This window comes from Acidovorax sp. Leaf78, from assembly GCF_001422735.1.
Lineage (GTDB): Bacteria > Pseudomonadota > Gammaproteobacteria > Burkholderiales > Burkholderiaceae_C > Acidovorax.
In genome coordinates, this window is sequence record NZ_LMLZ01000026.1 from 102,570 (window position 1) to 124,539 (window position 21,970).

Sequence of the window (21,970 nt, forward strand, 5' to 3'; positions counted from 1 at the left end):
CTATGTTTTTAGTAGCTGCTACCGCTTGTCTGTCAAGCGGCAGCAGCCATTTCTATTGAAAATTCGCAGCAGGCAGATGGCCTGGCGCGTCAGAACCGCGTGCGCAGCGTCACCTGCAGTGCGCGGGGCGAACCGGGCAGGATCAGGTTGTCGTTGCTGCCGTGGGCGGACACGTAGTACTTGCGGTTGGCCAGGTTCTTGATGTTCACGTCCAGGTCCCACTGGCCCACCGTGTACTGCAGCGCCGCGTCGAGCGTGGTGTAGCCGGGCAGGGTGACCAGGTTGGTCAGTGACGTGAAGCGCGCACCCACGTAGTTCACGCCGCCGCCCGCGCGCAGGCCGTGGCCCAGGTCCTTCATGGCCCACAAAAATGCCGAGTTGCGCGGCGTGAGTGCAGCCACCTTGCCCTGCGCCGCGATGGCCGCCGTGGGCAGCTGCAGCGAGCCCGTGGTGGCCAGCGACCGGGTCATGCGGCCATCAAGCCACGCGTAGCCCGCGCTCACGTCCCAGCGGTCGGGCAGGCGGCCATTGGCGGTCAGCTCCAGGCCGTTGGTGCGCTGCGTGCCCACGTTGATCTGGCGCGATGGGTTGGTCGGGTCGGTGTTCTTGATGTTGGTGCGCTCGAGGTTGAAGAGCGCGCCGGTGAAGTTCAGCCGGCCGTCCAGCACGTCGAGCTTCACGCCGATTTCCTTGTTCTCGGTGATCTCGGGCTCGGCGCCGGTGTTGTTGGCGGCCAGTGCAAAGGTCTCGGCCGAGGGCTGGAACGACTTGCTGTACGACACGTAGTACGACAGCGCATCGCTGGGCTGCCACACCAGGCCCGCGCGGGGGCTGAACTTCTTGTCGGTGCGCGACAGGCCCGCGAGCTTGCGGTCGAACGTGGTCTCCTGGCCGAACACGTCGTAGCGCGCGCCGACCAGCGCCTTCCACTGTGGTGCCAGCGTGATCTGGTTTTGCCAGTACAGCGCGGCAGTGTCCTGCGTGGTGTGGCTGGGGATGGCGCCGTCGGCCGCAAAGCTGGCGGCCGGGATGGCGGGGGCAGGGCGGTTGCCGGGGTTGAAGATCGGCACGCGGTCCGCGCCGCCCGAGACGGACTCGGCGCGCTTCTTTTGCTGGCCCAGCTCCACGCCCATCAGCCATTCCTGCTGGAAGCCGCCCAGCTGGTTGCGCCAGGTGACGTCGGTCTGGTTGAAGAAGCCTTTTTCATCGCGCAGGATGAACGAGCGCGTGCGGCCCACCGTCAGGTTCACCGGGTCGGTGGTGCCGCCGGGCAGGGTGTTGTAGCGGTCGAGCGCGTAGTCGTACAGACGCGTGACGTTGCGCACCGACCAGTCGTCGTTGAAGCGGTGGTTCAGCGTGGCCGCGAACGACTGCATGGTGCTGGTGGTGGTGTCGTCCCGCGCGGCATTGCTGGAGCCGTAGTAGGTGCTGGCGGGCACGTTGACGGGCCGGCCATTGAGCGCCGGAATCCCGAAGTCCGTCAGCCGCTTGTCGCGGGCGTTGGTGTACTGCAGCAGCAGGTCGGTCTGCGCCGCGAGCTTGAGCGCGAGCGATGGAGCGAAGTTGTGGCGCTTGACGAACTGCTGGTCGCGGTAGCTGCCCGACTCCTCCACCGCGGCGTTGATGCGAAAGGCCGCGGTGTCGCTGATGCCCACATTCACATCGGCCGTGGCGCGGCGGTAATCGAAGCTACCGAGGCCCAGCGACGCCTCGCCCGAGGTCTCGCCGAACTTGGGCTTCTTGGTCACGCGGTTGATCAGGCCGCCCGACGAGCCGCGCCCGTACAGCACGGCGGCGGGGCCCTTGAGCACTTCCACGCGCTCGATGTCGGCCAGGTCGCGGAAGTACAGCGCATCGTCGCGCACGCCGTCGACAAACTGGTCCGCAATGGCCGTGAAGCCGCGGATCACCACCTGGTCGCGCTGGCCGTCGCCGTGGCTCATGGCCACGCCGGGCACGTTGCGCAACACGTCTTCCATCGACCGTGCGCCCTGGTCGCGCATAAGCTGCTCGGGCACCACGTTCACGGCCTGGGGCACATCGCGCAGCGGCGCGCTGCCCTTGGTGGCCGAGGTGCTGGCGGCGGGCGAATAGCCGTCGTCGCCCGTGGTGGACTGCACCGTGACCTCGCCCAGCGTTTGCGGTGCGGTGCCGGGTGGCGGGCTCTGGGCCCACGCAGCGCTGCAGAGCGCAGCGAGCAGGGCGGCCGACAGGGGCCTGAGCGTGAGAGATCGCTGAAATGCGTGCATGATTTTTCCGTTGGTTGTGTGCGCAGCGCAGGTGAAGACAAGCTCGCGCCTCGTGCCTGGCTGGGGCCGGTGGTCGGCCTTGGCTGGGAGGTGTGCGAAGCGGTGAGAGGAAACGCGGGAGACCGAAGGGAGCGAGGAGAACGAGAAGAGCCAGAAGAACCGGAAGAGCCAGGAGAACGAGTGGCAGCGGATAACGCGGTAGACGGGCAATCGCCAGGAAGGAGGGCAGGCAGAAAGGGCCGTCGCGTTGATGCGCGGCTGCGCAGGTCTTACGGCTGCGTCAGCTGCTCAGCAACGTGCGGCGCCGTGCTCCATCACCATCCGCCGGCCCATGCCAGCAGGCCGGCTGCCAGCGCCAGGCCCGCTGCGGGTGCCGCATGCTTCGGCTGCCAGGTCACCATGGCGGTGACGGCCACAGCCGCAACCGAGAGCGCGACCGTCCACGCTGTCACGCCCAGCGAGGCCGGTGCGTCGCCCGACGGACGCGCCGCCAGCCACAGCGAGAGCAACAGCAAAAGCCATCCGGCGCGGCGCAGGTGCAGCAGGCGGCGCGCCGTGCCCCCCTGGCCCAGGGCGTCTTCGTGGTGGCGGTCCATGCCCAGCGCGATGGCCGACCATGCGGCAAAACACAGCAGAAAAGCGGACATGGATCAGGCCCCCGTAGTGGAGACGTCGGGCGTGGCCGACAGCGCCGGTGCAGCGGGCTGCGGGGCCGATGCGTTGCCGGTTGCGGCGTGGCGCGGTGCCTGGGACACCGCCGCCCGGCCCTTGGCCACGCGCCCCGGGCGCAGCCGCCAGGACAGCCAGCACAGCAGCAGGCCCGTGGCCAGGAACGACAAGTCCATGCTGGCCCAGATCCATTCGCCCGCGGGCAGCGTGATGCCCAGGTGGGTGTGGGTGGTCAGCGCATTGATCAGCGGCAGGGCCGTCCACACCACACCCGCGGCCCCCAGCGGCACCGACCAGCCCATGCGGCTCGGCCGCACCACAGCGCACGCCAGCGCCCACAGCAGCGCGATGCCCCAGGCGCTGAAGAACCAGCCCAGCTCAGTATCGGCCCGGCCCTCGATGCCCACGGGGATCAGCCGGTTGGAGGCCACGTACACGCCACAGGCCAGCGGCAGGCCCGCCAGCGTGGCGATGTTGATGGCGGCCACCAGGCGCTCGCCGAACGGCGCCTTGGTGCGCGCTGCGGCTGCGTCCTGGCGGCCGGCTTTGGTTTGCGACAGGGCGCTGCGCTTGACGGTCCACAGCACCATGCCGGTGGCGATCATCAGGCTGCCCAGCACGCCAAAGCCGAACAGGGCCCAGCGCATGCCCGCATCGGCAAAGCGCGCTAGGTGCAGGCCGTACAGCACGCCGTAGGTCTTGGCGGCCGGGCCGGTGGGGTCGGCCTGGTCCAGCCACTGGCCGGTGGTGGCGTCGAACAATAGGCGCGGCGGGCGGTACTGCAGGCGGTCACCCTCGTGGCGCGTGACCTCGACCACTGCGCGGCCCTTGGCATCGCGGCGCGCCTGCACGCTGCCGATGCGCCCGCCGTCCCAGCGGGTGCGGGCCTCCTGAAGGATGGGCTGCAGCGCGATGGCGGGCAGGGGTTCCACCTTGTCGCCCGCGCCGCGGCGGGGGCGGCTCTCGGCCTTCTCGCCCTGCAGGTCGGCAAAGTACGCGTTGGAGTCCACGCCTTTTTCATTCTTGTACGTGGTGGCGATGCCGGCGGGCATGTACAGCGTGTGGAAGATCATCAGCCCGCTGAAGGTGATCATCAAATAGAACGGCAGCACCAGCACGCCGGTGACGTTGTGCGCGTCCAGCCAGGCACGCTGCCCGCCCTTGGTGGGGCGGAAGGTGAAGAAGTCCTTGAAGATGCGGCGGTGCGTGATCACACCCGTGATCAGCGCGACGAACATCAGCATCGTGGCCACGCCCACCACCCAGCGGCCTTCGAGGGTCCAGCGGCCCTTCTGGGCCGTGCGCAGCTCGAAGTGGAAGCGGTAGAAGAAGTCCCCGCCCATGGTCTGGCGCGCCTCGATGGCTTCGCCTGTCTGTGGGTTCATGCGAAGCGTCTCGAACCGGCCATTGCCGGTGCCGCGCCACAGCAGGTTGACGGCGGGGTCGCGCTCGTCCGGCAGGTGCATGATCCACTGCGTGACCTCGGGCGACTTGCGCACCAGCGCATCCAGCGACTTCTGGGCCACCTGCGCATCCGCCGCGGGCAGGCCGTGCATCTCGGGGCGCATCCACAGGTTGAACTCGTTCTTGAAGAACGACAGCGTGCCGGTGAGGAAGATCGCAAACAGCAGCCAGCCCAGGATCAGCCCGGCCCAGGTGTGCAGCCACGACATCGCCTGGCGAAAGCCCTCGCGGTCGTTGGGTGTCCTGGCGGCTTTGGCCTTGGCGTTCACAGTAGCCGCCGTGGGCGTGCCCGCTGCAATGTCTGCGGACGCGTCGGGTGTCAGTGTGGTGGTGTTCATGCGGCGGCCTTCATCCATTGCGGCGCCATGGCGCAGGCGCCCAGCACCAGCGCTGGCAGCAGCGTGCCCGCCCAGGCTCCCAGGGCGGTGCGGGCATAGAACGCCCAGCCCGCGGCCATGGCGTAGGCCAGCCAGGCCAGCATGGTGGCGGTGAGCACGGCTTCCACCCGCGGCATGAACTGCGCCAGCCCCAGCGACAACGCCGCCGCGAACCCCGCCGCCAGCGCATAGCCGCCGCCAATGGCCGCCACAGCGCGAGAGGTGATGGCCAGCCGGTAGCGCCAATCGACGCGCGCGGCCTTCATGGCGTGCCTGCCGCAGGTCGGCAGCGGGCCAGCGGTGATCCCATCGGTGGGGACGAAGGCGACGAAGGCGACGAAGGGGAGGCCCCGGGCAGGCAGGGGCTGGCGGTGCGGCGCAGCATCAGGGATGGCTCCAGGCAGGTTTGCAGGCGAAAACGGTCAAACGCTGGCTGCAGCGGCGGGGCGGCAAGGCCCCGGCTGACTGGCTGGCTGGTGTTCAGGAGATTCAGGCCAGCGTGCGGCGATCACTGGATGCCCATGGCCTGAGCATCAGGCGGGCGTCGCAGGGGTCAACGCTGGTCGTAAGAACGCATTCTACTTTTGTTGAGAAGCATTCGCATTCGTTGGGTCCAGACTTTTGCTGTCTTGATGTGCGGTTGCAACATTCTGTGACGCGGTCGCGTGTCTTTGGGGGCATGGCCGGCCCCCTTAGCAATCTACTGGGGCCCAAATATCAGGCGACAGGCTCGTTCTCCGGCAGCAAGCCTCTGTCACCGAAAACGGAAAATGCGGCAGCTGCTGAAGCTTTGACGCTGGACCACCTCACCCCATCTTCGGGCCGCAAAAATTGAGGCGTAACTTTGCAAAACTCGTCTATATCGGCTTGAACCCGAGACAGTGCGTTCAACTCACGCAGCGTAAAAGCCGGGGCGCCGAAACTTTCAGCCACAGGCGCGTCGTTGGTCCAATCGCTCCATTGATTGACAAGCTCTGCCAGATCCTCGTCTTTGTCTGCGTGCGCAGCCGCTCCCAGCCATTCGAACAGGCGGTTGCGTATGCGTTGTGCTACGAGCTGGTGGGACGCTTGCATAAGTCAGGAGCCTAACGAAAAAACTTGGTTGAGCAGGCACAAAAAAACGGGCCGAAGCCCGTTTTCCTGATTTCTTCTTTGCTTTTTTCGTGGAGCGCTCTGAGAAAACTGAAGTCTTTGAGGTCTTGCTTACTCTGCCTCGCCCATCTGGGATTGCAGGTAGTTTTGCAGGCCGACCTTGTCGATCAGGTCGATCTGGGTTTCCAGGAAGTCGATGTGCTCTTCCGTGTCGTCCAGGATCTTTTGCAGCAGGTCGCGGGAGACATAGTCGCGCACCGTTTCGCAGTGGGCAATGCCTTCCTTGATCGTCGCCTGGGCGCCTTGTTCGGAGCGCAGGTCGCAGGCCAGGATCTCCGGCACGTCTTCGCCGACTTGCAGCTTGGCGAGGTCCTGCAGGTTGGGCAGGCCGTCCAGCGTGAAGATGCGGTCCATGAGCCAGTCGGCATGCTTCATCTCACCGATGGATTCCGAATACTCCTTCTTGGCCAGCTTGTCGAAGCCCCAGTGCTTGAGCATGCGGTAGTGCAGGAAGTACTGGTTGATGGCAGTGAGTTCGTTCTTCAGCTGGGCCTGCAGATGGCCAATGACCTGTGCGTCACCTTTCATGGGGACTCCTTGTTTGTTCTGTGGATTCGGGCCCGATTGTCGTGACCTCGATCAATCACCGCAAGCCAAACCCCTGTGTCTTCGCTCTGTCTGCGTGTGATGCTGAGTTGTGTTCGCATCTGCAAGGCAAAAAAAGGCTGGCCGCCCTCTGGCAACCAGCCTTTCACGGCGCATGGCGCGCCGGTTGTCCTCACGCAGGCATCAAGCCATCACGCGCTCACGGCAGCACGATCGCCACTTCCTTCTCGGCGCCCGAGGCCGTGGCTTTGCAGACCGCGTACACCGTCTGCGCGGCGGTGGTGCCCAGCGACAGCGACTTGGAGTGGCTGAGCCCGTTGGCGGTGGCGGCGATGTCGTCGTACAGCGCGCCGTAGCTGTTGCCCGTGGTCCACGACGCCCGGCACGCGGCGGCCTGGTTGGTGGCCAGCACGTAGCTGGCGTTGTAGCCCGCGTGGGTGACGGTGCCCACGGTGACGGCCAGCGGTGTCTGGGTGGCAGGGGGCGTGCCGGTGCCGGGCAGGCCGGTGGACTTTAAGGCGCCCACCGGGATCTGCACCATGTAGGCATCCACATCGGTGGCGCTGCCGGTGCCCCAGTTGGAGTTGAACAGCACCTTGGTGAAGTCGCGGTTGACGGCGGCGTGCGGCTCGGACCAGTAGCCGTTGGAGACCACGCGGGTGAACGCCAGGTTGTGCACCTGCGGGTTGTCCTTGAGCTCCAGCGCCATGAGCTTGCGGTGGAACCACTGGCGGCCGCCGTACTCGCCATAGGTGCTCAGCAGCACCCAGCCCGGCTTGCTGAAAGCCTTGCCCGAGAGGTGCAGTGCCGTGGCCGAGCCGTTCAGGTAGCTGGGCAGCAGGAAGGTCCGCACGCCGGTGCGCAGGTTGACCATGAAGATGTCGCCCACGTTGGCCTGGTAGTCCACCGACACGTACACGTCGTCGCCGTTGGCGTCGATGGCCAGGTCCGAGTGCTCGGACTTGTGCAGCAGTTTCTTCGATTGGCTGAAGTCGCGCGAGTAGGCCACGGTGCCGCTGGCATCGTCGCCCGAGACCACGCAGTAGTTGCCGCTGGGGCTCATGCTCACGTGGTCGGGGCGCACACCGTTGGTGTTCTTGGTGCCGAGGATGGTGTTGGTGTCGCGGTCCCAGGTGACCACGCCCAGACTGTTCCAGGCGGCGTCTTCCACCATCAGGCACCAGTAGCGGCCGTCCTTGGAGGGCGAGCCTTCGGAGCGGGTCCATGCCGCATTGGCACCGGGCCAGCGGGCCTTCAGGCGCGCGGCCAGGTCACCCAGCACGCGCGTGGTGCCAGTAGCGGTGTTGAGCTCGTGGATCTGCATGCCCACGCCGTTGGTGGGCAGGTAGTACAGCAGGTCCGGGTTCGTGGCGTGCCACTGCGGCTCGGCGTCGGCGGCCAGGAACGGCAGCACCTTCAGGCGGGCATGGGTGTGGGCGTCGTACAGATGCCAGTGGCCGTCGAGCGCGTAGACCAGGTGGCGCGTGCTGTCGGCGTTGAAGGGCTGGCGGCGCGAATAGTCGTTGCGCGCGAAGGTCGACACGCCGTCGGCCGTGTGGTTCGTGGCGCGCGTCAGGCAGGTCTGGTAGTTGGGCTCGGCCAGGGCGGTGCCCTTGGCGGGGTTGGCCAGCGCAGCAGCGGTGTCCAGGGTGCGAGTGGTGCTCAGCGCAAAGGCAGGGCGCGCGTCATAGAAGGCCTTGCAGCCGGGGCTCAGGGCGGATGCGACGGCCGAGCCGCCCGGTGCGGCAAAGCGCAGCGCGCCGTTCCACAACACCGAGCGTTGGCCGGGGATCACGTCCAGGCCGTCGAACGCCTTGTCGCCGATGCCGCGGTCCAGGGTCACGCCCTCGGCCGTGGCGGCCACGGTGGTGCCGTTGACCGTGATGGACTCCACATACAGGTTGCGGTCTTGGCCGTTGGCATTGAGGTCGTTGGTGAACACCACGTCCACCTTGTCGCCGCTGCCGATGGCCGGCACCGAGAAGCTGTAGTTCTGGTAGGTGGTCTCGCGTACCTCGGTGTCGGCCACGGCCACCCCGTTGACGCGCAGTTGCATCAGCGCGCCGACATTGGCCAGCAGGCTGGCCCGGGCGCGCACCACGAGGTTGGCGGCCTCGGCCTGCGCCTGGGCCGAGCTGGCGGCCCGCATGTCCGCGGCGGTGCTGGCGGTGTCGCTGCCCCCGCCGCCACAGGCGGCCAGGGCCAAAGCGGCCGTCCCGCAAGCCACTGCGCGGGTTAAAGATCTGGTGGTGTTCATTAAAACGACCCTCTCGTTCAGTTGATGAGTTGTGCTGCCATGGCCTCTGCCCTTTGGGGGCAAGGGATGCATGGCTTTGTAAGAAGCGCAAAGAGGGGCCACCAGAGCTCACGCCGTTTCAAACGGAAACACAATGACCGCGGAGATGGCGATGCAGGTGGGGTGGCGCGGGGGGCTTTTCATCACCCTGCCATGCAGGCTTTGTATAGTCACAGTCAATTGATTCAATGCAATCAATTAATTGGATTCATGGGCTCAATGGGCCTAGACTTCAGCCTTGTTCAGTCAACCAACCATTAAGGAAACAGCAATGTCCCTGATCAACACCGCAGTTCAGCCCTTCAAGACCACCGCCTTCGTCAACCGCAACGGCAAGGGCGAATTCATCGATCTGACCGAAGCCGATCTGAAGGGCAAATGGTCTGTGCTGATCTTCATGCCTGCAGCGTTCACCTTCAACTGCCCCACAGAAATCGAAGACGCTGCCGACAACTACCCAGAGTTCCAGAAGGCCGGCACCGAGGTCTACATCGTCACCACCGACACGCATTTCTCGCACAAGGTGTGGCACGAAACCTCCCCCGCCGTGGGCAAGGCCAAGTTCCCCCTGGTCGGCGACCCAACGCACCAGCTGACCAACGCTTTCGGCGTGCACATCCCTGAAGAAGGCTTGGCTCTGCGTGGCACCTTCGTGATCAACCCCGATGGCGTGATCAAGACGGCCGAAATCCACTCCAACGAAATCGCCCGCGACGTCAAGGAAACCGTGCGCAAGCTCAAGGCTGCCCAGTACACCGCCGCCAACCCCGGCCAGGTGTGCCCCGCCAAGTGGAACGAAGGCGCCAAGACCCTGGCCCCATCGCTGGACCTGGTCGGCAAGATCTAAGCCGCCACCGATTCGGCAGAGCGCCCTAGCCCGGGCGCTCCAGAGCCGGACAGCGTCATGGCGCGTGTGCGCCATGCCGTCCGGCTTTTTTTCGCCCGTACTTTTCGCTCGTACTTTTTACGCGGGCCGAGGCGACAGGCATTGCAAACGCCGGTGTTTGCCACACCCTAAATAGACGACCACCCAAGAATTCAAAGCAAAGGACACCACCATGCTCGACGAACAACTCAAGACCCAGCTTTCCGCCTACCTGGAGCGCGTGCAGCAGCCGTTCGAACTGGTGGCGTCCCTGGACGACAGCGAGACCGCCCGCGACATGCTGGACCTGCTGACGACCATTCAATCCCTGCGCAGCGACAAGATCACGCTGCGCACCGACGGCAACGATGCGCGCAAGCCGTCGTTCACCCTGCAGCGCGTGGGCGCCACCAACAGCCTGCGTTTTGCCGGCCTGCCCCTGGGCCACGAATTCACCTCGCTGGTGCTGGCCCTGCTGTGGACCGGCGGCCACCCGCCCAAGATCGAGCCCGAGGTGATCGAGCAGATCGCCGCGCTCGACGGTGACTTCAGCTTCGACGTCTACATGAGCCTGACCTGCCACAACTGCCCGGACGTGGTGCAGGCGCTGTCGCTCATGGCCATCGTCAACCCCAAGATCAAGACCACCGTGATCGAAGGCGGCGCCTTCCAGCAGGAAGTGGCCGACCGCGAGATCATGGCCGTGCCCATGGTGTTCATGAACGGCCAGGTGTTTGCCTCGGGCCGCATGTCGGTCGAAGAGATCATCGCCAAGCTCGACACCGGCGCTGCCGCCCGTGACGCGGCCAAGCTGTCGGCCAAGGCACCGTACGACGTGCTCATCGTCGGCGGTGGCCCTGCAGGCGCCGCAGCCGCGGTGTATGCCGCCCGCAAGGGCATCCGCACCGGCGTGGCGGCCGAGCGCTTCGGCGGCCAGGTCAACGACACGCTGGCCATCGAGAACTACATCTCGGTGCTGGAAACCGACGGACCCAAGTTCGCCGCCGCGCTTGAAGCCCACACCCGTGCCTACGACGTGGACATCATGAACCTGCAGCGCGCCGACCAGCTGATCCCCGCGGCTGAGCCCGGTGGCCTGATCGGTGTGAAGCTGGCCAATGGCGCCACGCTGCAGTCGAAGACGGTGATCCTGTCCACCGGCGCGCGCTGGCGCAATGTCAACGTGCCCGGCGAAGCCGAGTACAAGAACAAGGGCGTGGCCTACTGTCCGCACTGCGACGGCCCGCTGTTCAAGGGCAAGCGCGTGTCGGTCATCGGCGGCGGCAACTCCGGTGTCGAGGCCGCCATCGACCTGGCCGGCATCGTGGCCCATGTCACGCTGATCGAGTTTGCCGACCAGCTGAAAGCCGACGCCGTGCTGGTCAACAAGCTCAAGAGCCTGCACAACGTGACCATCCACACCAACGCGCAGACCACCGAGATCACTGGCGCTGACGGCAAGGTCAATGGCCTCAAGTACAAGGACCGCGCGACCAATGTGGAGCACCTGGTGCAGCTCGAAGGCGTGTTCGTGCAGATCGGCCTCGTGCCCAACACCGAATGGCTCAAGGGCACGGTGGAGCTGTCCAAGTTCGGCGAGGTCATCGTCGACTCGCACGGCCGTACCAACATCCCCGGCGTGTTCGCGGCGGGTGACTGCACGACGGTGCCGTTCAAGCAGATCGTGATCGCAGCGGGCGATGGGTCCAAGGCCGCGCTGAGCGCGTTCGACCACCTGATCCGCATGCCGGTGGTGGCCCAGCCTGTGGCTGCGGCGCCCGCAGCCGCGGCGGTGGCAGAAACAGTGTGACAACGGGCATAAAAATGGCCGCTGCCGCTTGATAGTAAAGCGCTAGAAGCTATTGATTTCATAGCAAATCGCCAGCTATTGCCGTGCAGATCCAGGGAGCCTTCGGGCTCCCTTTTTTCATGGTGCGGCCGATGGATGCCGCCTGGTGCAAACTGCTGCGCCCGGGGTGGGTGCCCAAACCCCAAGACGCTACAAGGAATAATTTGCAACATATGTATTGATAATTATTCTCATATAGAATAACCGCTTCGTTGCCAGCGGACGTGCCAGCACCCGAGCGGTGAAACGGCGCGCAGAGCCAGCTTCCTGTCATTGATTTCGACCAGAGAAGAAGGGCCCCCCCGTGGCGCACGCATCCGCACTCCGCTCCCGCACGTTCAACCTCCATCCCGTGGCCTGGCTCGTGGCCTGTGCACTGGGCACCGCCTGGAACGCCCAGGCCCAGGGCGCGCCAGGCCCGCTGGGTGCAGGGCAGCTCATCGCTGCCGGCCCGGCGCTCAAGGAGGTCGTCATCAGCGGCTCGCGCAGCGAGCAGGACCCGGGCGAGCTGCCCATGAGCATCGACGTGATCAACGCGCAGGCCATCGAAGAAGGCCAGGTGCGCGACATCCGCGATGTGGCGCGCGATCTGCCCAACGTGTCGGTCGCGCGCTCGCCCGCGCGCTTCACGCTGGCCAGCGGCTCCACGGGACGCGAGCAGAACGCGGGCTTCAACATCCGCGGCCTGGACGGCAACCGCGTGCTGATGATGGTGGACGGCATCCGCCTGCCGCGCAGCTATGTCTTCAGCGCCAATGCGTTCGGGCGCGACTACCTGGACATCGGCCTGCTGCAGCGCATCGAAGTCGTGCGCGGCGCCACGTCGGCGCTGTACGGGTCGGACGGCATGGCGGGCCTGGTCAACTTCATCACGGCCGAACCATCGGCCTTCCTCGACGGCGACAAGCGCATCGGCGGGCGTGTGAGCCTGGGCTACGACGGCGACGACCACGGCAAGCGCGTGGGCGCCACGGTGGCGGGCAAGGCGGGCGACACGGTGCAGTGGCTGCTGGGCGGCAACGTCACGCGCGCCAGCGAGCTGGACAACATGGGCACCAACAGCGCGGCCAATGCCGACCGCACCCGCCCCAATCCGCAAAAGGACCAAAGCGGCGCGCTGCTGGGCAAGGTCATCCTCACGCCCGGCGGCGGCCAGCGCCATGTGTTCACGCTGGAGCATGTGGACAAGACCTCCGACTACGAGCTGCTGACCGCGCGCTCCAAGCCGCCGCTGGCCGCCACGTCCGTGCTGGGCTCCACCTCGTTCACCGACATGCAGCGCAGCCGTGCGACGTGGGAGGGCGCGTGGCGAGTGAACTCGGCGCTGGCCGACGACCTGAAGGCAACGCTGAGTTTTCAGGACTCGCATTCGCGCGAATACGTCACCGAAGACCGCAACACCGCTGCCGACCGCGTGCGCGACGTGACCTACGACGAGCGCACCTGGCAGGCCAACCTGCAGGGCAGCAAGGTGCTGCGCGCGGGCGCTGGCGGCCTGGTGCAGAAGATCACCTACGGTTTTGACTACACGTCCGCCAAGGTCGAGAACCTGCAAACCGGTGTGACCCCGCCGGTGGGCGAGACCTTCCCGCTCAAGCGCTTTCCGGACACCACCGAGACCAGCGCCGCGCTGTACGTGCAGGACGAGTTCGTGACCGGCCCCTGGAGCATCACCCCGGGCGTGCGCTTCGACACCTTCCGCATCAAGGCCGACCAGGCCGGCTTCGGCGCGCAGGCCGTGTCCCTGTCGGGCAACGCCACTTCGCCCAAGTTCGGCGTGCTCTACCGCGCCAGTGAGCAGTGGAGCGTGTTCGGCAACTACGCGGCGGGCTTCCGTGCGCCCAACGCGGGGCAGGTCAACGCCTTCTTCGAGAACCCGGTCAGCAACTACCGCACGGTGCCCAACGCCAACCTCAAACCTGAAAAGAGCCAGAACTTCGAGCTGGGCGTGCGCGGCCGGCTGGACGCGCTGTCGGTCGAGGCTGCAGCGTTCACGGGCCGCTACAAGGACTTCATCGAAGACCTGCGCCAGGTCGGCGGCACCGGTGCGCCGGGCAACCCGCTGGTGTTCCAGTCGGTCAACATCGGCCGCGTCAAGCTCAACGGCTTCGAGGTCAAGGGCGAGATGCGCTGGGGCCAGTGGGCCGGTGGGCAATGGACATCGCCCTTCAGCTACGGCCAGACGCGCGGGCGCGACACCGCCACCGGCAGGCCGGTGAACACGGTGGACCCATCGCGCCTTGCGGCGGGCCTGCGCTACGACACCGGCGGCTGGATGGCGCGCCTGGATGCCACCCACGCCGCCGCCAAGAAGCCGAGCGACGTGGCGTTGGCCACGGGCAGCACGCAGTACCTCACGCCGTCGTACACGGTGCTTGACCTGTCGGGCCAGTGGCGCATCCGCAAGGACCTGCGCCTGAACCTCGGCATCTACAACCTGACCGACAAGAAGCACTGGCGCTGGGCCGACGTGCGCGGCCTGGCCGCCAACGCCAACTTCATCGACGCCTACAGCCAGCCCGGCCGCTCCGTGCGGGTGTCGCTGGTGGCCGATTTCTGAGTTCCGCTTTCAATCCCAGGCACCCACCCCAGGAGACCACCATGAGCCACGCTCCCGACCTGCCCGATGCAGGCAGCCACACCGACGAGGAATACAGCCTGCCCTGCGCCGAGGCGCTGCTGGCCGGCACGCTCGCCCTGATGACGGGCTACGTGCAGGCCTGCTGCGACAGCCACCGCGACGCCATGGGCCGCAAGATATCGGCCAACCTGCAGATGCTGGCGGACGCCGACGGCTTTACCGCCCACTTCCGCACGGTGGTCTGGAGCCTGCAAGGGCGTTGGGAAGAGCAGTGCAAGGCCCGCCAGGACACTGCTGCCACGGCCGCCATGGTGGCCGCCGAGCAGCGCCGCGTGCTGTGGCACACCGCGCCGGAGGCCATGCAATGATCGCCGCCGTGACGACCGCACAAGGCTTTGCGGCGGCTGCTGCGCCGATTGCCGCGCCGGACATCCGCGCGCAATTCGCCGCTGCACGCGCAACGGGTAAACGCGCCAAGGATGCGGCCGAGAGCATCGGGCTGTCGGAAGGCGCTGCAGTGGCGGCCCACGCGGGCGAGCACGACCACCCGCTCAAGGTGGTACCGCTGCAGGGCTCGTGGCTGCACCTTCTGCAGGCGCTCGAAGCCTGCGGCCCCTTGATGGCGCTGACGCGCAACGAAGGCACGGTGCACGAGAAGACCGGCGTGTACACGCACGTCTCGGCCACCGGGCCGGTGGGCATTGCGCTGGGCGAAGACATCGACCTGCGCCTGTTCTTTGCGCAGTGGCATGCCGGCTTTGCCGTGACCGAGCTGGCCAACGACCCCGCCAAGCCGCCATCGCGCAGCCTGCAGTTCTACAACGCGCAGGGCCGTGCGGTGCACAAGATCTTCACGCGCGACGCGACCGATCTGGCTGCGTTCGATGCGGTGATCCACCGCTTTGCACAGCCCAGCGCCGGCTATGTGTTTGGCGCCGCACCTGCGCCAGCGGCAGTGCTGCCTGACGCTGACATCGATGCCACCGCGCTGCGCGAGGCCTGGGCCGCGATGAAGGACACGCATGAGTTCTTCGGCATCACCAAGAAGTTCGGCGTGGAGCGCCAGCAGAGCTTTCGCCTGGTCGAAGGCCAGTTCGCGTGGCGTGCCACGCCGCAGGCCGTGCCGCGCCTGTTGGACGAGGCCGCGGTGGACGGCCTGCCCATCATGGTGTTCGTGGGCAGCGGCGGCTGCATTCAGATCCACACCGGGCCGGTGCGCAACATCCAGCCGCTCGATACGCCGCACGCGCAGTGGATCAACGTGCTGGACGAAGGCTTCAACCTGCACCTGCGCACCGACATGATCGCCAGTGTGTGGGTAGTCGAAAAACCCACCGCCGATGGCGTGGTCACCTCTGTCGAAGCGTTCGACCACGCGGGCGAGCTGATGGCCATGTTCTTCGGTGCGCGCAAGCCCGGCAAGCCGGAGCTGCAGGGCTGGCGTGACCTTGTGGCGGGCCTGCCCGAGCTGCAGGAGCAAGGGGATATGCAAGCGCAGGAGACAGCCCATGCCGCGTGACGAATGCATCGATGCGCAACAGGGCCGCAGGCAACTGCTGCGCGGGCTGGCCGCACTGCCGCTGCTGCCTGCTCTGGGCGCCGAGCGCGCACTGGCGGCCGGCCCGGCGCGCATCGTCTCGCTGGGCGGTGCATTGACCGAGGTGGTCTACCTACTGGGCGCACAGGGCCAACTGGTGGGCACCGACACCACCAGCCTGTTCCCCGAGGCCGCGCTCAAGACCGCCAAGGTCGGCTACATGCGCCAGCTGTCGGCCGAGGGCCTGCTGTCCCTAAAGCCCGACGCCGTGGTGGGCACCACCGAGGCCGGTCCGCCCGTGGTGCTGGACCAGGTGCGCAGCGCCGGTGTGCGGGTGGAGCTGGTCAAGGCCGACCACACCTGGGACGAGGTGCAGCGCAAGGTCGCCACCGTGGGCCGCGTGGCCGGCCGCGAGCGCGAGGCGCAGGCCTTGCAGGCCGACCTGGATGCGCAGTGGGCCGCGGTGCAAAAGCTGGTGGCCGCGTCCACGCGCCGCCCGCGCGCGATCTTCATCCTGTCGCACGGCGGCAGCCCCATGGTGGCGGGCACCGGCACGGCGGCCGATGCGCTGATCCGCTTTGCGGGCGCGACCAACGCCATCACGCAGTTCGCAGGCTACCGGCCGCTCACGGCCGAAGCCATGGCCAGCGCCGCGCCGGAGGTGCTGCTCAACAGCACGCAGGGCATCGAGGCGCTGGGCGGCGAGGCAGCCTTCTGGCAGCGGCCGGAACTGGCCCTCACGCCCGCGTTCCGCCGCAAGGCGCTGGTGGCCATGGAGGCCAGCCACCTGCTGGGCTTTGGCCCGCGCCTGCCCGGGGCCGTGCGCGAGCTGCACACCCGCACGCAGGCGATCACGGCGTGAGCGGCGTGGCCGTGGCGCAGCCGGTTGCGCGCTGGTCTTTGCGGCGCCTGTCGCCCCGCGCGGCGCTGCTGTGGGGCGTTGCGCTGGTGGGCCTTGCGTTCGTGTGGGCCAGCACGCAGGGTGCATACGCCATTGCGCCGGCCCAGCTGTGGCAGGTGCTGCTGCAGGCCGTGGGCGCGGTGCCGTCGGCCGAGCAGGCGCCTGAATATCTGGTGTTCATCAACATCCGGCTGCCCCGGTTGCTGATGGGCGTGGCGGCTGGTGCAGGCCTGGGGCTGGCGGGTGCGCTGATGCAGGGATTGTTCCGCAACCCGCTGGCCGACCCGGGCCTGATCGGGGTCAGCAGCGGGGCCGCGCTGGCCGCTGCGCTCACCATAGTGCTGGGCAGCCACTGGCTGCCCGACCTGCCGCGCACGCTGGGCAGCTGGACGCTGGTGGGCATGGCGTTTGGCGGCGGCCTGTTGGTCACGGCGCTCATCTATGGCCTGGCGCAGGCCGATGGCGGCACGCGCATGGGGCTGATGCTGCTGGCCGGCGTGGCGGTCAATGCGCTGGCGCTGGCGGGGCTGGGCTACCTCAACTTCATCTCCACCGACGAGCAACTGCGCAACATCCAGATGTGGCTGCTGGGCAGCCTGGGCGGCGCGCGCTGGAGCGCTGTCGCCCTGGTCGGCTCCATCGTGGCCTTTGCCTGCGGTCTGGGCCTGGCGCTCGCGCGCCCGCTCAATGCGATTGCCCTGGGCGAGGCGCAGGCGGCGTTGCTGGGCGTGCCGGTGGAGCGCACCAAGCGCCTGGCGGTGCTGGTCACCGCGCTGGCGGTGGGCGCGGTGACTGCCGCCACCGGCATCATCGGTTTCATCGGCCTGGTGGCGCCGCACTGGGTGCGCCTGGTGGCCGGGCCCGACCATCGCGTGGTGCTGCCGGGCTCGGCCCTGCTGGGTGCGGCGCTGGTGCTGGCGGCCGACGTGGTGGCGCGCACCATCGTCAAGCCGGCGGAGCTGCCGCTGGGCGTGCTCACGGCCTTTATCGGCGTGCCGCTGTTCCTGGCCATGCTGCGCCAGTTCCGGAGCAAGGTATGAACGCCGCCTCGCTCCATGCCGGCGATCCGCTGGTGTGCGATCAGTTGGGTGTGGGCCTGCCGGGCCGGCCCTTGCTGGCCACCGTGCATGCACGCCTGGCACCTGGCCGATTCACCGCCATCCTCGGGCCCAATGGCGCAGGCAAGTCGACGCTGCTGTCCATGCTGTCGGGCCAGCGCGCGCCGCGGTCGGGCTCGGTCAGCCTGGGGGGCAGGGCGCTCTCTGCGTTGGGCGCATTGGAACTGGCGCGCCTGCGTGCCGTGCTGCCGCAAGAGACGGCGGTGGCCTTCGACTTCACGGTGCAGGAGGTCGTGGAGATGGGGCGCTTTCCGCACCGCCAGTCGCCCAGCCGGAGCGAGGCGCGCATCGCCCGCGATGCGATGGAGGCCACCGGCGTGGCCCACCTGGCGCAGCGCGGCGTCAACACCCTGTCTGGCGGCGAGCGCGCCCGCGCCCACCTGGCCCGTGCCCTGGCGCAGATCTGGGAGCCCCGGCCCGACGGCGCTACGCGCTGGCTGCTGCTCGATGAACCCACCGCCGCGCTCGACCTGGCGCACCAGCACCAGGCCATGGCCCTGGTGCGCCGCTGGGCAGCGGAGCAGGGCATCGGCGTGGTCGCGGTGCTGCACGACCTGAACCTGGCGCTGCGGTACGCGCACGACGTGGTGCTGATGGGGGCGGGGCGCTGTGATGTGGGGCCCGTGGAGCAGACGCTGGACGCCGCGGCGATTGCACGCGTGTGGGGCGTGGAGTGTTCCGAAGTGCGCGCCAGCGACGGCGTGCCGCAGTTTTTGGTGGCAGCGGGATGATGCGCAGATGACGACGCGGTCATCCCTCCAAGCCTTGCCCTTGACCGCGTGGGGACATGGGCGTGGGCGGATGCTGCACCGCGCCATCTTGTCACTAGAATGCGCGCACACCATGCGCCGCCTGCTCCTCGTCTTCCTGCTGCTGTTCATGCCGCTCCAGTCCATCTGGGCGGCTGCATCGCCGTACTGCAAGCACGAGACGGCGCCGCAGGCATCGCACTTCGGCCACCATGCGCACGATCACCACGGTGATGGGCCGGCCGCGCAAGCGCAGCCGTCCGCCGCCAGCGAGACCCCTGACCACAAGGCACTGGCCACCGCCGCCACGGCGGACATGGACTGCCATGCCTGCCATGGTGTGGGCAGCGGCATGGCCTTGAGTGCGAGTGGTCAGGCCATCGTGGTCGCGGTCGCTGCGCCTGCCGCCCTGGTGGCACCGGCCTGGGTCCATCCCCCGCTCACCCGCCCCGAACGCCCCAAGTGGTCCGTCCTCGCCTGAGCGGCGAGGCGGGTTGCGGGCAACCCCTGTCCTGACGATGTGAAGCGGCCCATGCAGGCTGCTGCAGTGCCTGCGCGCGAGCGCATGCGCCGGCCATCGTGCCTCGCCGATTTCAACCCCGTGGCCCTGGGCCACTGCAGAGGAATCGGATGCAAAGAACGACAAACAAGAACCACCTGCCACGGCCGTTGTTGGCCGCTGTGGCGCTGGGGTACGCACTGGCCGTGGGCGGTGCGCATGCCCAGTCACCGGCTGAAACGGAAGCAGCACCACCACTCACCCTGAAATCGCTGTTCGAGCGAGCCTGGGAGCGCCAGCCCGAGGCGCAGTCCGCGGCGCTGCGGCGCGAGTCTGCACAGGCCGCGCGCAGCGGCGCATCGTCCTGGACGGCCGAGCCTGCCGCGCTGGAGCTGTCCCGCAAGAGCGACCGCCCCGGCAGCAACCAGGGCAGCCGGGAATACGAAGTGGGCGTGGCCCTGCCGCTGTGGCTGCCCGGCGAGCGCGCGCGCAAGGCCGCGCTGGGCGACGCCGAGATCAAGGCCGTGGAAAGCCGCCGCCTGGCCGCGCAGCTGCAACTGGCCGCCACCGTGCGCGAAGCCTGGTGGACCCTGCAACGCGCGCAGGCAGAACTCGGCCTGGCGCAGGACCGGCTGCAGAACGCGCAGCGCCTGGCGGCCGACGTGGCGCGGCGCTTCAAGGCGGGCGACATGTCGCGTGCCGACCAGACCCAGGCCGACGCCGCCGTGGCCCAGGCCGAGGCCGCGGTGGCCGAGGCCACGGGCGCACGCGATGTGGCGCAGGCAGCCCTGGCGGCCTGGGGCGGCAACGTGGTACTGGCCGACGGCACAGACCCCGAGGCCGAAGCCCTGCCAGCGCCCGGCCTGCCCGCCGACCACCCGGCCGTGGCCGACTGGCAGGACCAGGCCGCAGTGGCGCGCCGCGCGGCCGACCTGGCCGCCGTGCAGACCCGGGCCAACCCCGAGCTGACGGTGGCCGCCACGCGCGGGCGCGAGCAGGCCGGTGAGCGCTACCTGCAAAGCTTCACCGTCGGCGTGCGCGTGCCCCTGGGCGGTGGCGACCGTGCCCGCGCCAAGGAAACGGCTGCACGCGCCGATGCCCTCGACGCCGAGGTGCGCGCCCGCGTCGAGCAGGACCGCCTGGTCGCCGACGTGGCCGCCGCCACGGCCCGTGTAAAGGCCACACAGGCCCAGCGCGAGGCCATGGCCCGCCATGCAGCCCTGGCGCGCGACACGCGCGGCTTCATCGACAAGGCCTTTCGCCTGGGCGAGGCCGACTGGCCCACCCGCCTGCGTGTGGAGCTCGAAGCCGTGCAGGCCGAGCGCCAGTGGGCACGTGCCCGCATCGATGCCGCCGCCGCCGTCTCCACCCTGCGCCAGGCCCTGGGCCTGTTGCCGCAGTGAGCGCGCTGTTTATCACCACCTCATTTTTGTGATCACCATGCAACTCCTCTCTCTCTTTTCCACACTGGGCCTTGCCCTGGTGCTGGGCCTCGTGCCGCCGGCAGCCTTTGCCGATGCGGGGCATGACCATGGCGAAGCCCCCACCGCCGCAGCCGGCCCCGCCATCCCGCGCTTTGCCGCCACCTCCGACCTGTTCGAGCTGGTCGGTGTGCTCGATGGGCAAAAGCTGGCGCTCTACCTCGACCATGCGGGCGACAACAGCCCGGTGAAGGAGGCGCAGCTCGAGCTCGACATTGCCGGCACGCGCGTGCCCGTCACCCGCGTGGCGGACGGCGAGTTCCAGGCCGCGCTGGCTGCACCACTGGCCGAGGGCGTGAGCCCCATCACCGCCACCGTGGTGGCTGGCAAAGACACCGACCTGCTGGCCGGCGAGGTCGACATCCATGCCGCAGCGCATGCCCATGCCGAGCCCACGGGCCGGCGCAATGCGCTGGTAGCCGGCGCCGTGGCCGCCGTGCTGCTGGCCCTGGCAGCGGTCTGGGGCTTGCGGCGTGGCCGCGCCGCGCGCTCGCAGCGTCTGGGAGGTGCAGCATGAAGCGGCTGACCTCTCACCATTCCGTGACGGCCCTGTTGATGGCCGCTGCGCTGTGCGCCCCGTTGATGGCGCACGCTGGCGAAGGCCATGACCATGGCGATGCCCCACCGGCCGCCGATGGCAATGGCCCCAAGCGCCAGCCCGATGGCAGCGTGTTTTTGCCCAAGCCCGCGCAGCGCCAACTGGGCGTGCGCACCCTGGTGGCCGCCGAAGGCCAGCACCCCAAGGCCTTCGAGTTGGCCGGCACGGTGGTGATGGACCCCAACGCCGGTGGCAAGGTGCAGGCCGCGCTGGCCGGCCGGCTGGAGGCAGGCCCCAAGGGTCTGCCCGGCGTGGGCCAGGCGGTGCGTAAGGGCGAGGTGCTGGCCTATGTGGTGCCCACGGCGGGCGCCATCGAGCGCTCCAACCAACTGGCCCAGCAGGCCGAGCTACGCGCGGGGCGCGACCTGGCGGCGCGGCGTGTGGCGCGCCTCAAGGATCTGTCAGACACCGTGCCGCGCAAGGAGATCGAGGCGGCCGAGAGCGAGCTGCAAAGCTTCACCCAGCGCCTGGGCGCCGTGGGGGCGGGCCTGTCCACGCGTGATGCGCTGGTGGCACCCGTCTCTGGCGTGATCGCCTCGGCCAACGCGGTGGCAGGGCAGGTGGTGGATGCGCGCGAACTGGTGTTCGAGGTGGTGGACCCTGCGCGCTTGCGTGTGGAGGCCCTGGCCTACGACACCGCGCAGGCCCACAGCGTGGCCGGTGCCGCGCTGGCCGTGGGTGCGCAGCGCGTGCCGCTGCGCTTTCTGGGTGCGGCGCGCAGCCTGCGCGACCAGGCGCTGCCGCTGCAGTTTGCGGGCGACTCGGCGGTGCTGGGCACCCTGGCCCTGGGGCAACCGGTGCGCGTGTTCGTGCAATCCACCGAGCAGGCCGTGGGCGTGCAGGTACCGGTGGCCTCGCTGCTGCGCAACCCCGCCAACCAGACCATCGTTTGGGTCAAGGAGTCGCCCGAGCGCTTTGTGCCGCGCGTGGTCACCTTCGTGCCGCTCGACGGCGCCTCGGTGGCAGTGACCTCGGGCCTGAAGGCCGGTGACCGCGTGGCCACGCAGGGCGCCACGCTGATCAACCAGGTCCGCTGAAG

The 21,970-nt window shown here is 68.2% G+C and carries 19 protein-coding genes; 12 read left to right on the forward strand and 7 right to left on the reverse strand.

Going from position 1 to position 21,970, the window contains the following annotated elements; translation table 11 throughout:
• Window positions 1–89: 89 nt before the first annotated feature.
• From ASF16_RS24800 to ASF16_RS24825, 7 genes are all read right to left on the reverse strand, one after another.
• Window positions 90–2,249 carry a TonB-dependent siderophore receptor gene (locus tag ASF16_RS24800; RefSeq protein WP_056173782.1) on the reverse strand — a complete coding sequence of 720 codons (2,160 nt, stop codon included), beginning with the start codon at window positions 2,247–2,249 and terminating at the stop codon, window positions 90–92.
• Between the two features lie 314 nt (window positions 2,250–2,563).
• Window positions 2,564–2,896, reverse strand: coding sequence for a DUF3325 domain-containing protein (locus ASF16_RS24805; RefSeq protein WP_056173785.1), 333 nt, complete (start codon window positions 2,894–2,896; stop codon window positions 2,564–2,566).
• A 3-nt stretch (window positions 2,897–2,899) separates the two neighbouring features.
• Window positions 2,900–4,591 (reverse strand): PepSY domain-containing protein, encoded by a 1,692-nt coding sequence (locus ASF16_RS24810; RefSeq protein WP_235507509.1) that lies wholly within the window; start codon window positions 4,589–4,591, stop codon window positions 2,900–2,902.
• Between the two features lie 125 nt (window positions 4,592–4,716).
• Complete coding sequence (locus ASF16_RS24815; protein ID WP_056173788.1) at window positions 4,717–5,025, reverse strand: hypothetical protein; 309 nt, start codon at window positions 5,023–5,025, stop codon at window positions 4,717–4,719.
• A 451-nt stretch (window positions 5,026–5,476) separates the two neighbouring features.
• A complete protein-coding gene (locus ASF16_RS26415; RefSeq protein WP_156372225.1) occupies window positions 5,477–5,833 on the reverse strand; it encodes a hypothetical protein in 357 nt (118 codons plus the stop codon).
• A 129-nt stretch (window positions 5,834–5,962) separates the two neighbouring features.
• On the reverse strand, window positions 5,963–6,439 hold the full coding sequence (gene bfr, locus ASF16_RS24820) for a bacterioferritin (protein ID WP_056173789.1): 477 nt from the start codon (window positions 6,437–6,439) through the stop codon (window positions 5,963–5,965).
• A 217-nt stretch (window positions 6,440–6,656) separates the two neighbouring features.
• Window positions 6,657–8,714 carry a carbohydrate-binding domain-containing protein gene (locus ASF16_RS24825; RefSeq protein ID WP_162241099.1) on the reverse strand — a complete coding sequence of 686 codons (2,058 nt, stop codon included), beginning with the start codon at window positions 8,712–8,714 and terminating at the stop codon, window positions 6,657–6,659.
• Window positions 8,715–9,024: 310 nt separating this feature from the next.
• Between ASF16_RS24825 and ahpC the strand changes: the two genes are divergently transcribed.
• From ahpC to ASF16_RS24885, 12 genes are all read left to right on the forward strand, one after another.
• Complete coding sequence (gene ahpC / locus ASF16_RS24830; RefSeq protein ID WP_056173794.1) at window positions 9,025–9,600, forward strand: alkyl hydroperoxide reductase subunit C; 576 nt, start codon at window positions 9,025–9,027, stop codon at window positions 9,598–9,600.
• Window positions 9,601–9,811: 211 nt separating this feature from the next.
• Window positions 9,812–11,428 carry an alkyl hydroperoxide reductase subunit F gene (ahpF, locus tag ASF16_RS24835; RefSeq protein ID WP_056173797.1) on the forward strand — a complete coding sequence of 539 codons (1,617 nt, stop codon included), beginning with the start codon at window positions 9,812–9,814 and terminating at the stop codon, window positions 11,426–11,428.
• A gap of 343 nt (window positions 11,429–11,771) precedes the next feature.
• Window positions 11,772–14,027 carry a TonB-dependent hemoglobin/transferrin/lactoferrin family receptor gene (locus tag ASF16_RS24840; RefSeq protein WP_056173799.1) on the forward strand — a complete coding sequence of 752 codons (2,256 nt, stop codon included), beginning with the start codon at window positions 11,772–11,774 and terminating at the stop codon, window positions 14,025–14,027.
• A gap of 41 nt (window positions 14,028–14,068) precedes the next feature.
• Window positions 14,069–14,416 (forward strand): hypothetical protein, encoded by a 348-nt coding sequence (locus tag ASF16_RS24845; RefSeq protein WP_056173802.1) that lies wholly within the window; start codon window positions 14,069–14,071, stop codon window positions 14,414–14,416.
• Entirely contained in the window at window positions 14,413–15,567 is a 1,155-nt protein-coding gene (locus ASF16_RS24850; RefSeq protein ID WP_056173804.1) for a hemin-degrading factor, read from the forward strand. The genes ASF16_RS24845 and ASF16_RS24850 overlap by 4 nt, the downstream gene beginning before the upstream one ends.
• Window positions 15,557–16,447 carry a hemin ABC transporter substrate-binding protein gene (locus ASF16_RS24855; protein WP_156372226.1) on the forward strand — a complete coding sequence of 297 codons (891 nt, stop codon included), beginning with the start codon at window positions 15,557–15,559 and terminating at the stop codon, window positions 16,445–16,447. The genes ASF16_RS24850 and ASF16_RS24855 overlap by 11 nt, the downstream gene beginning before the upstream one ends.
• Window positions 16,444–17,526, forward strand: coding sequence for an iron ABC transporter permease (locus ASF16_RS24860; protein WP_056173807.1), 1,083 nt, complete (start codon window positions 16,444–16,446; stop codon window positions 17,524–17,526). The genes ASF16_RS24855 and ASF16_RS24860 overlap by 4 nt, the downstream gene beginning before the upstream one ends.
• Entirely contained in the window at window positions 17,523–18,335 is an 813-nt protein-coding gene (locus tag ASF16_RS24865) for a heme ABC transporter ATP-binding protein (RefSeq protein WP_056173810.1), read from the forward strand. The genes ASF16_RS24860 and ASF16_RS24865 overlap by 4 nt, the downstream gene beginning before the upstream one ends.
• Window positions 18,336–18,447: 112 nt before the next feature.
• Window positions 18,448–18,834 (forward strand): hypothetical protein, encoded by a 387-nt coding sequence (locus tag ASF16_RS24870; protein WP_082517144.1) that lies wholly within the window; start codon window positions 18,448–18,450, stop codon window positions 18,832–18,834.
• A gap of 149 nt (window positions 18,835–18,983) precedes the next feature.
• Entirely contained in the window at window positions 18,984–20,255 is a 1,272-nt protein-coding gene (locus tag ASF16_RS24875) for a TolC family protein (protein ID WP_056173818.1), read from the forward strand.
• Between the two features lie 37 nt (window positions 20,256–20,292).
• Window positions 20,293–20,850, forward strand: a complete 558-nt coding sequence (locus ASF16_RS24880; RefSeq protein WP_056173999.1) for a hypothetical protein — start codon at window positions 20,293–20,295, stop codon at window positions 20,848–20,850.
• Window positions 20,847–21,968 (forward strand): efflux RND transporter periplasmic adaptor subunit, encoded by a 1,122-nt coding sequence (locus ASF16_RS24885; RefSeq protein ID WP_056173821.1) that lies wholly within the window; start codon window positions 20,847–20,849, stop codon window positions 21,966–21,968. Before ASF16_RS24880 ends, ASF16_RS24885 begins: the two co-directional genes overlap by 4 nt.
• Window positions 21,969–21,970: the final 2 nt, after the last annotated feature.

Bases quoted from the DNA above. Each gene is read 5' to 3' on its own strand.
- ASF16_RS24870 (WP_082517144.1), top strand. From the start codon at position 18,448: ATGCGCCGCCTGCTCCTCGTCTTCCTGCTGCTGTTCATGCCGCTCCAG.
- ahpC (WP_056173794.1), top strand. From the start codon at position 9,025: ATGTCCCTGATCAACACCGCAGTTCAGCCCTTCAAGACCACCGCCTTC.
- bfr (WP_056173789.1), bottom strand. From the start codon at position 6,439: ATGAAAGGTGACGCACAGGTCATTGGCCATCTGCAGGCCCAGCTGAAG.
- ASF16_RS24850 (WP_056173804.1), top strand. From the start codon at position 14,413: ATGATCGCCGCCGTGACGACCGCACAAGGCTTTGCGGCGGCTGCTGCG.
- ASF16_RS24815 (WP_056173788.1), bottom strand. From the start codon at position 5,025: ATGAAGGCCGCGCGCGTCGATTGGCGCTACCGGCTGGCCATCACCTCT.
- ASF16_RS24865 (WP_056173810.1), top strand. From the start codon at position 17,523: ATGAACGCCGCCTCGCTCCATGCCGGCGATCCGCTGGTGTGCGATCAG.
- ASF16_RS24800 (WP_056173782.1), bottom strand. From the start codon at position 2,249: ATGCACGCATTTCAGCGATCTCTCACGCTCAGGCCCCTGTCGGCCGCC.
- ASF16_RS24810 (WP_235507509.1), bottom strand. From the start codon at position 4,591: ATGTCGTGGCTGCACACCTGGGCCGGGCTGATCCTGGGCTGGCTGCTG.
- ASF16_RS24880 (WP_056173999.1), top strand. From the start codon at position 20,293: ATGCAACTCCTCTCTCTCTTTTCCACACTGGGCCTTGCCCTGGTGCTG.
- ASF16_RS24825 (WP_162241099.1), bottom strand. From the start codon at position 8,714: ATGAACACCACCAGATCTTTAACCCGCGCAGTGGCTTGCGGGACGGCC.
- ASF16_RS24875 (WP_056173818.1), top strand. From the start codon at position 18,984: ATGCAAAGAACGACAAACAAGAACCACCTGCCACGGCCGTTGTTGGCC.
- ASF16_RS26415 (WP_156372225.1), bottom strand. From the start codon at position 5,833: ATGCAAGCGTCCCACCAGCTCGTAGCACAACGCATACGCAACCGCCTG.
- ASF16_RS24855 (WP_156372226.1), top strand. From the start codon at position 15,557: ATGCCGCGTGACGAATGCATCGATGCGCAACAGGGCCGCAGGCAACTG.
- ASF16_RS24845 (WP_056173802.1), top strand. From the start codon at position 14,069: ATGAGCCACGCTCCCGACCTGCCCGATGCAGGCAGCCACACCGACGAG.
- ASF16_RS24885 (WP_056173821.1), top strand. From the start codon at position 20,847: ATGAAGCGGCTGACCTCTCACCATTCCGTGACGGCCCTGTTGATGGCC.
- ahpF (WP_056173797.1), top strand. From the start codon at position 9,812: ATGCTCGACGAACAACTCAAGACCCAGCTTTCCGCCTACCTGGAGCGC.
- ASF16_RS24805 (WP_056173785.1), bottom strand. From the start codon at position 2,896: ATGTCCGCTTTTCTGCTGTGTTTTGCCGCATGGTCGGCCATCGCGCTG.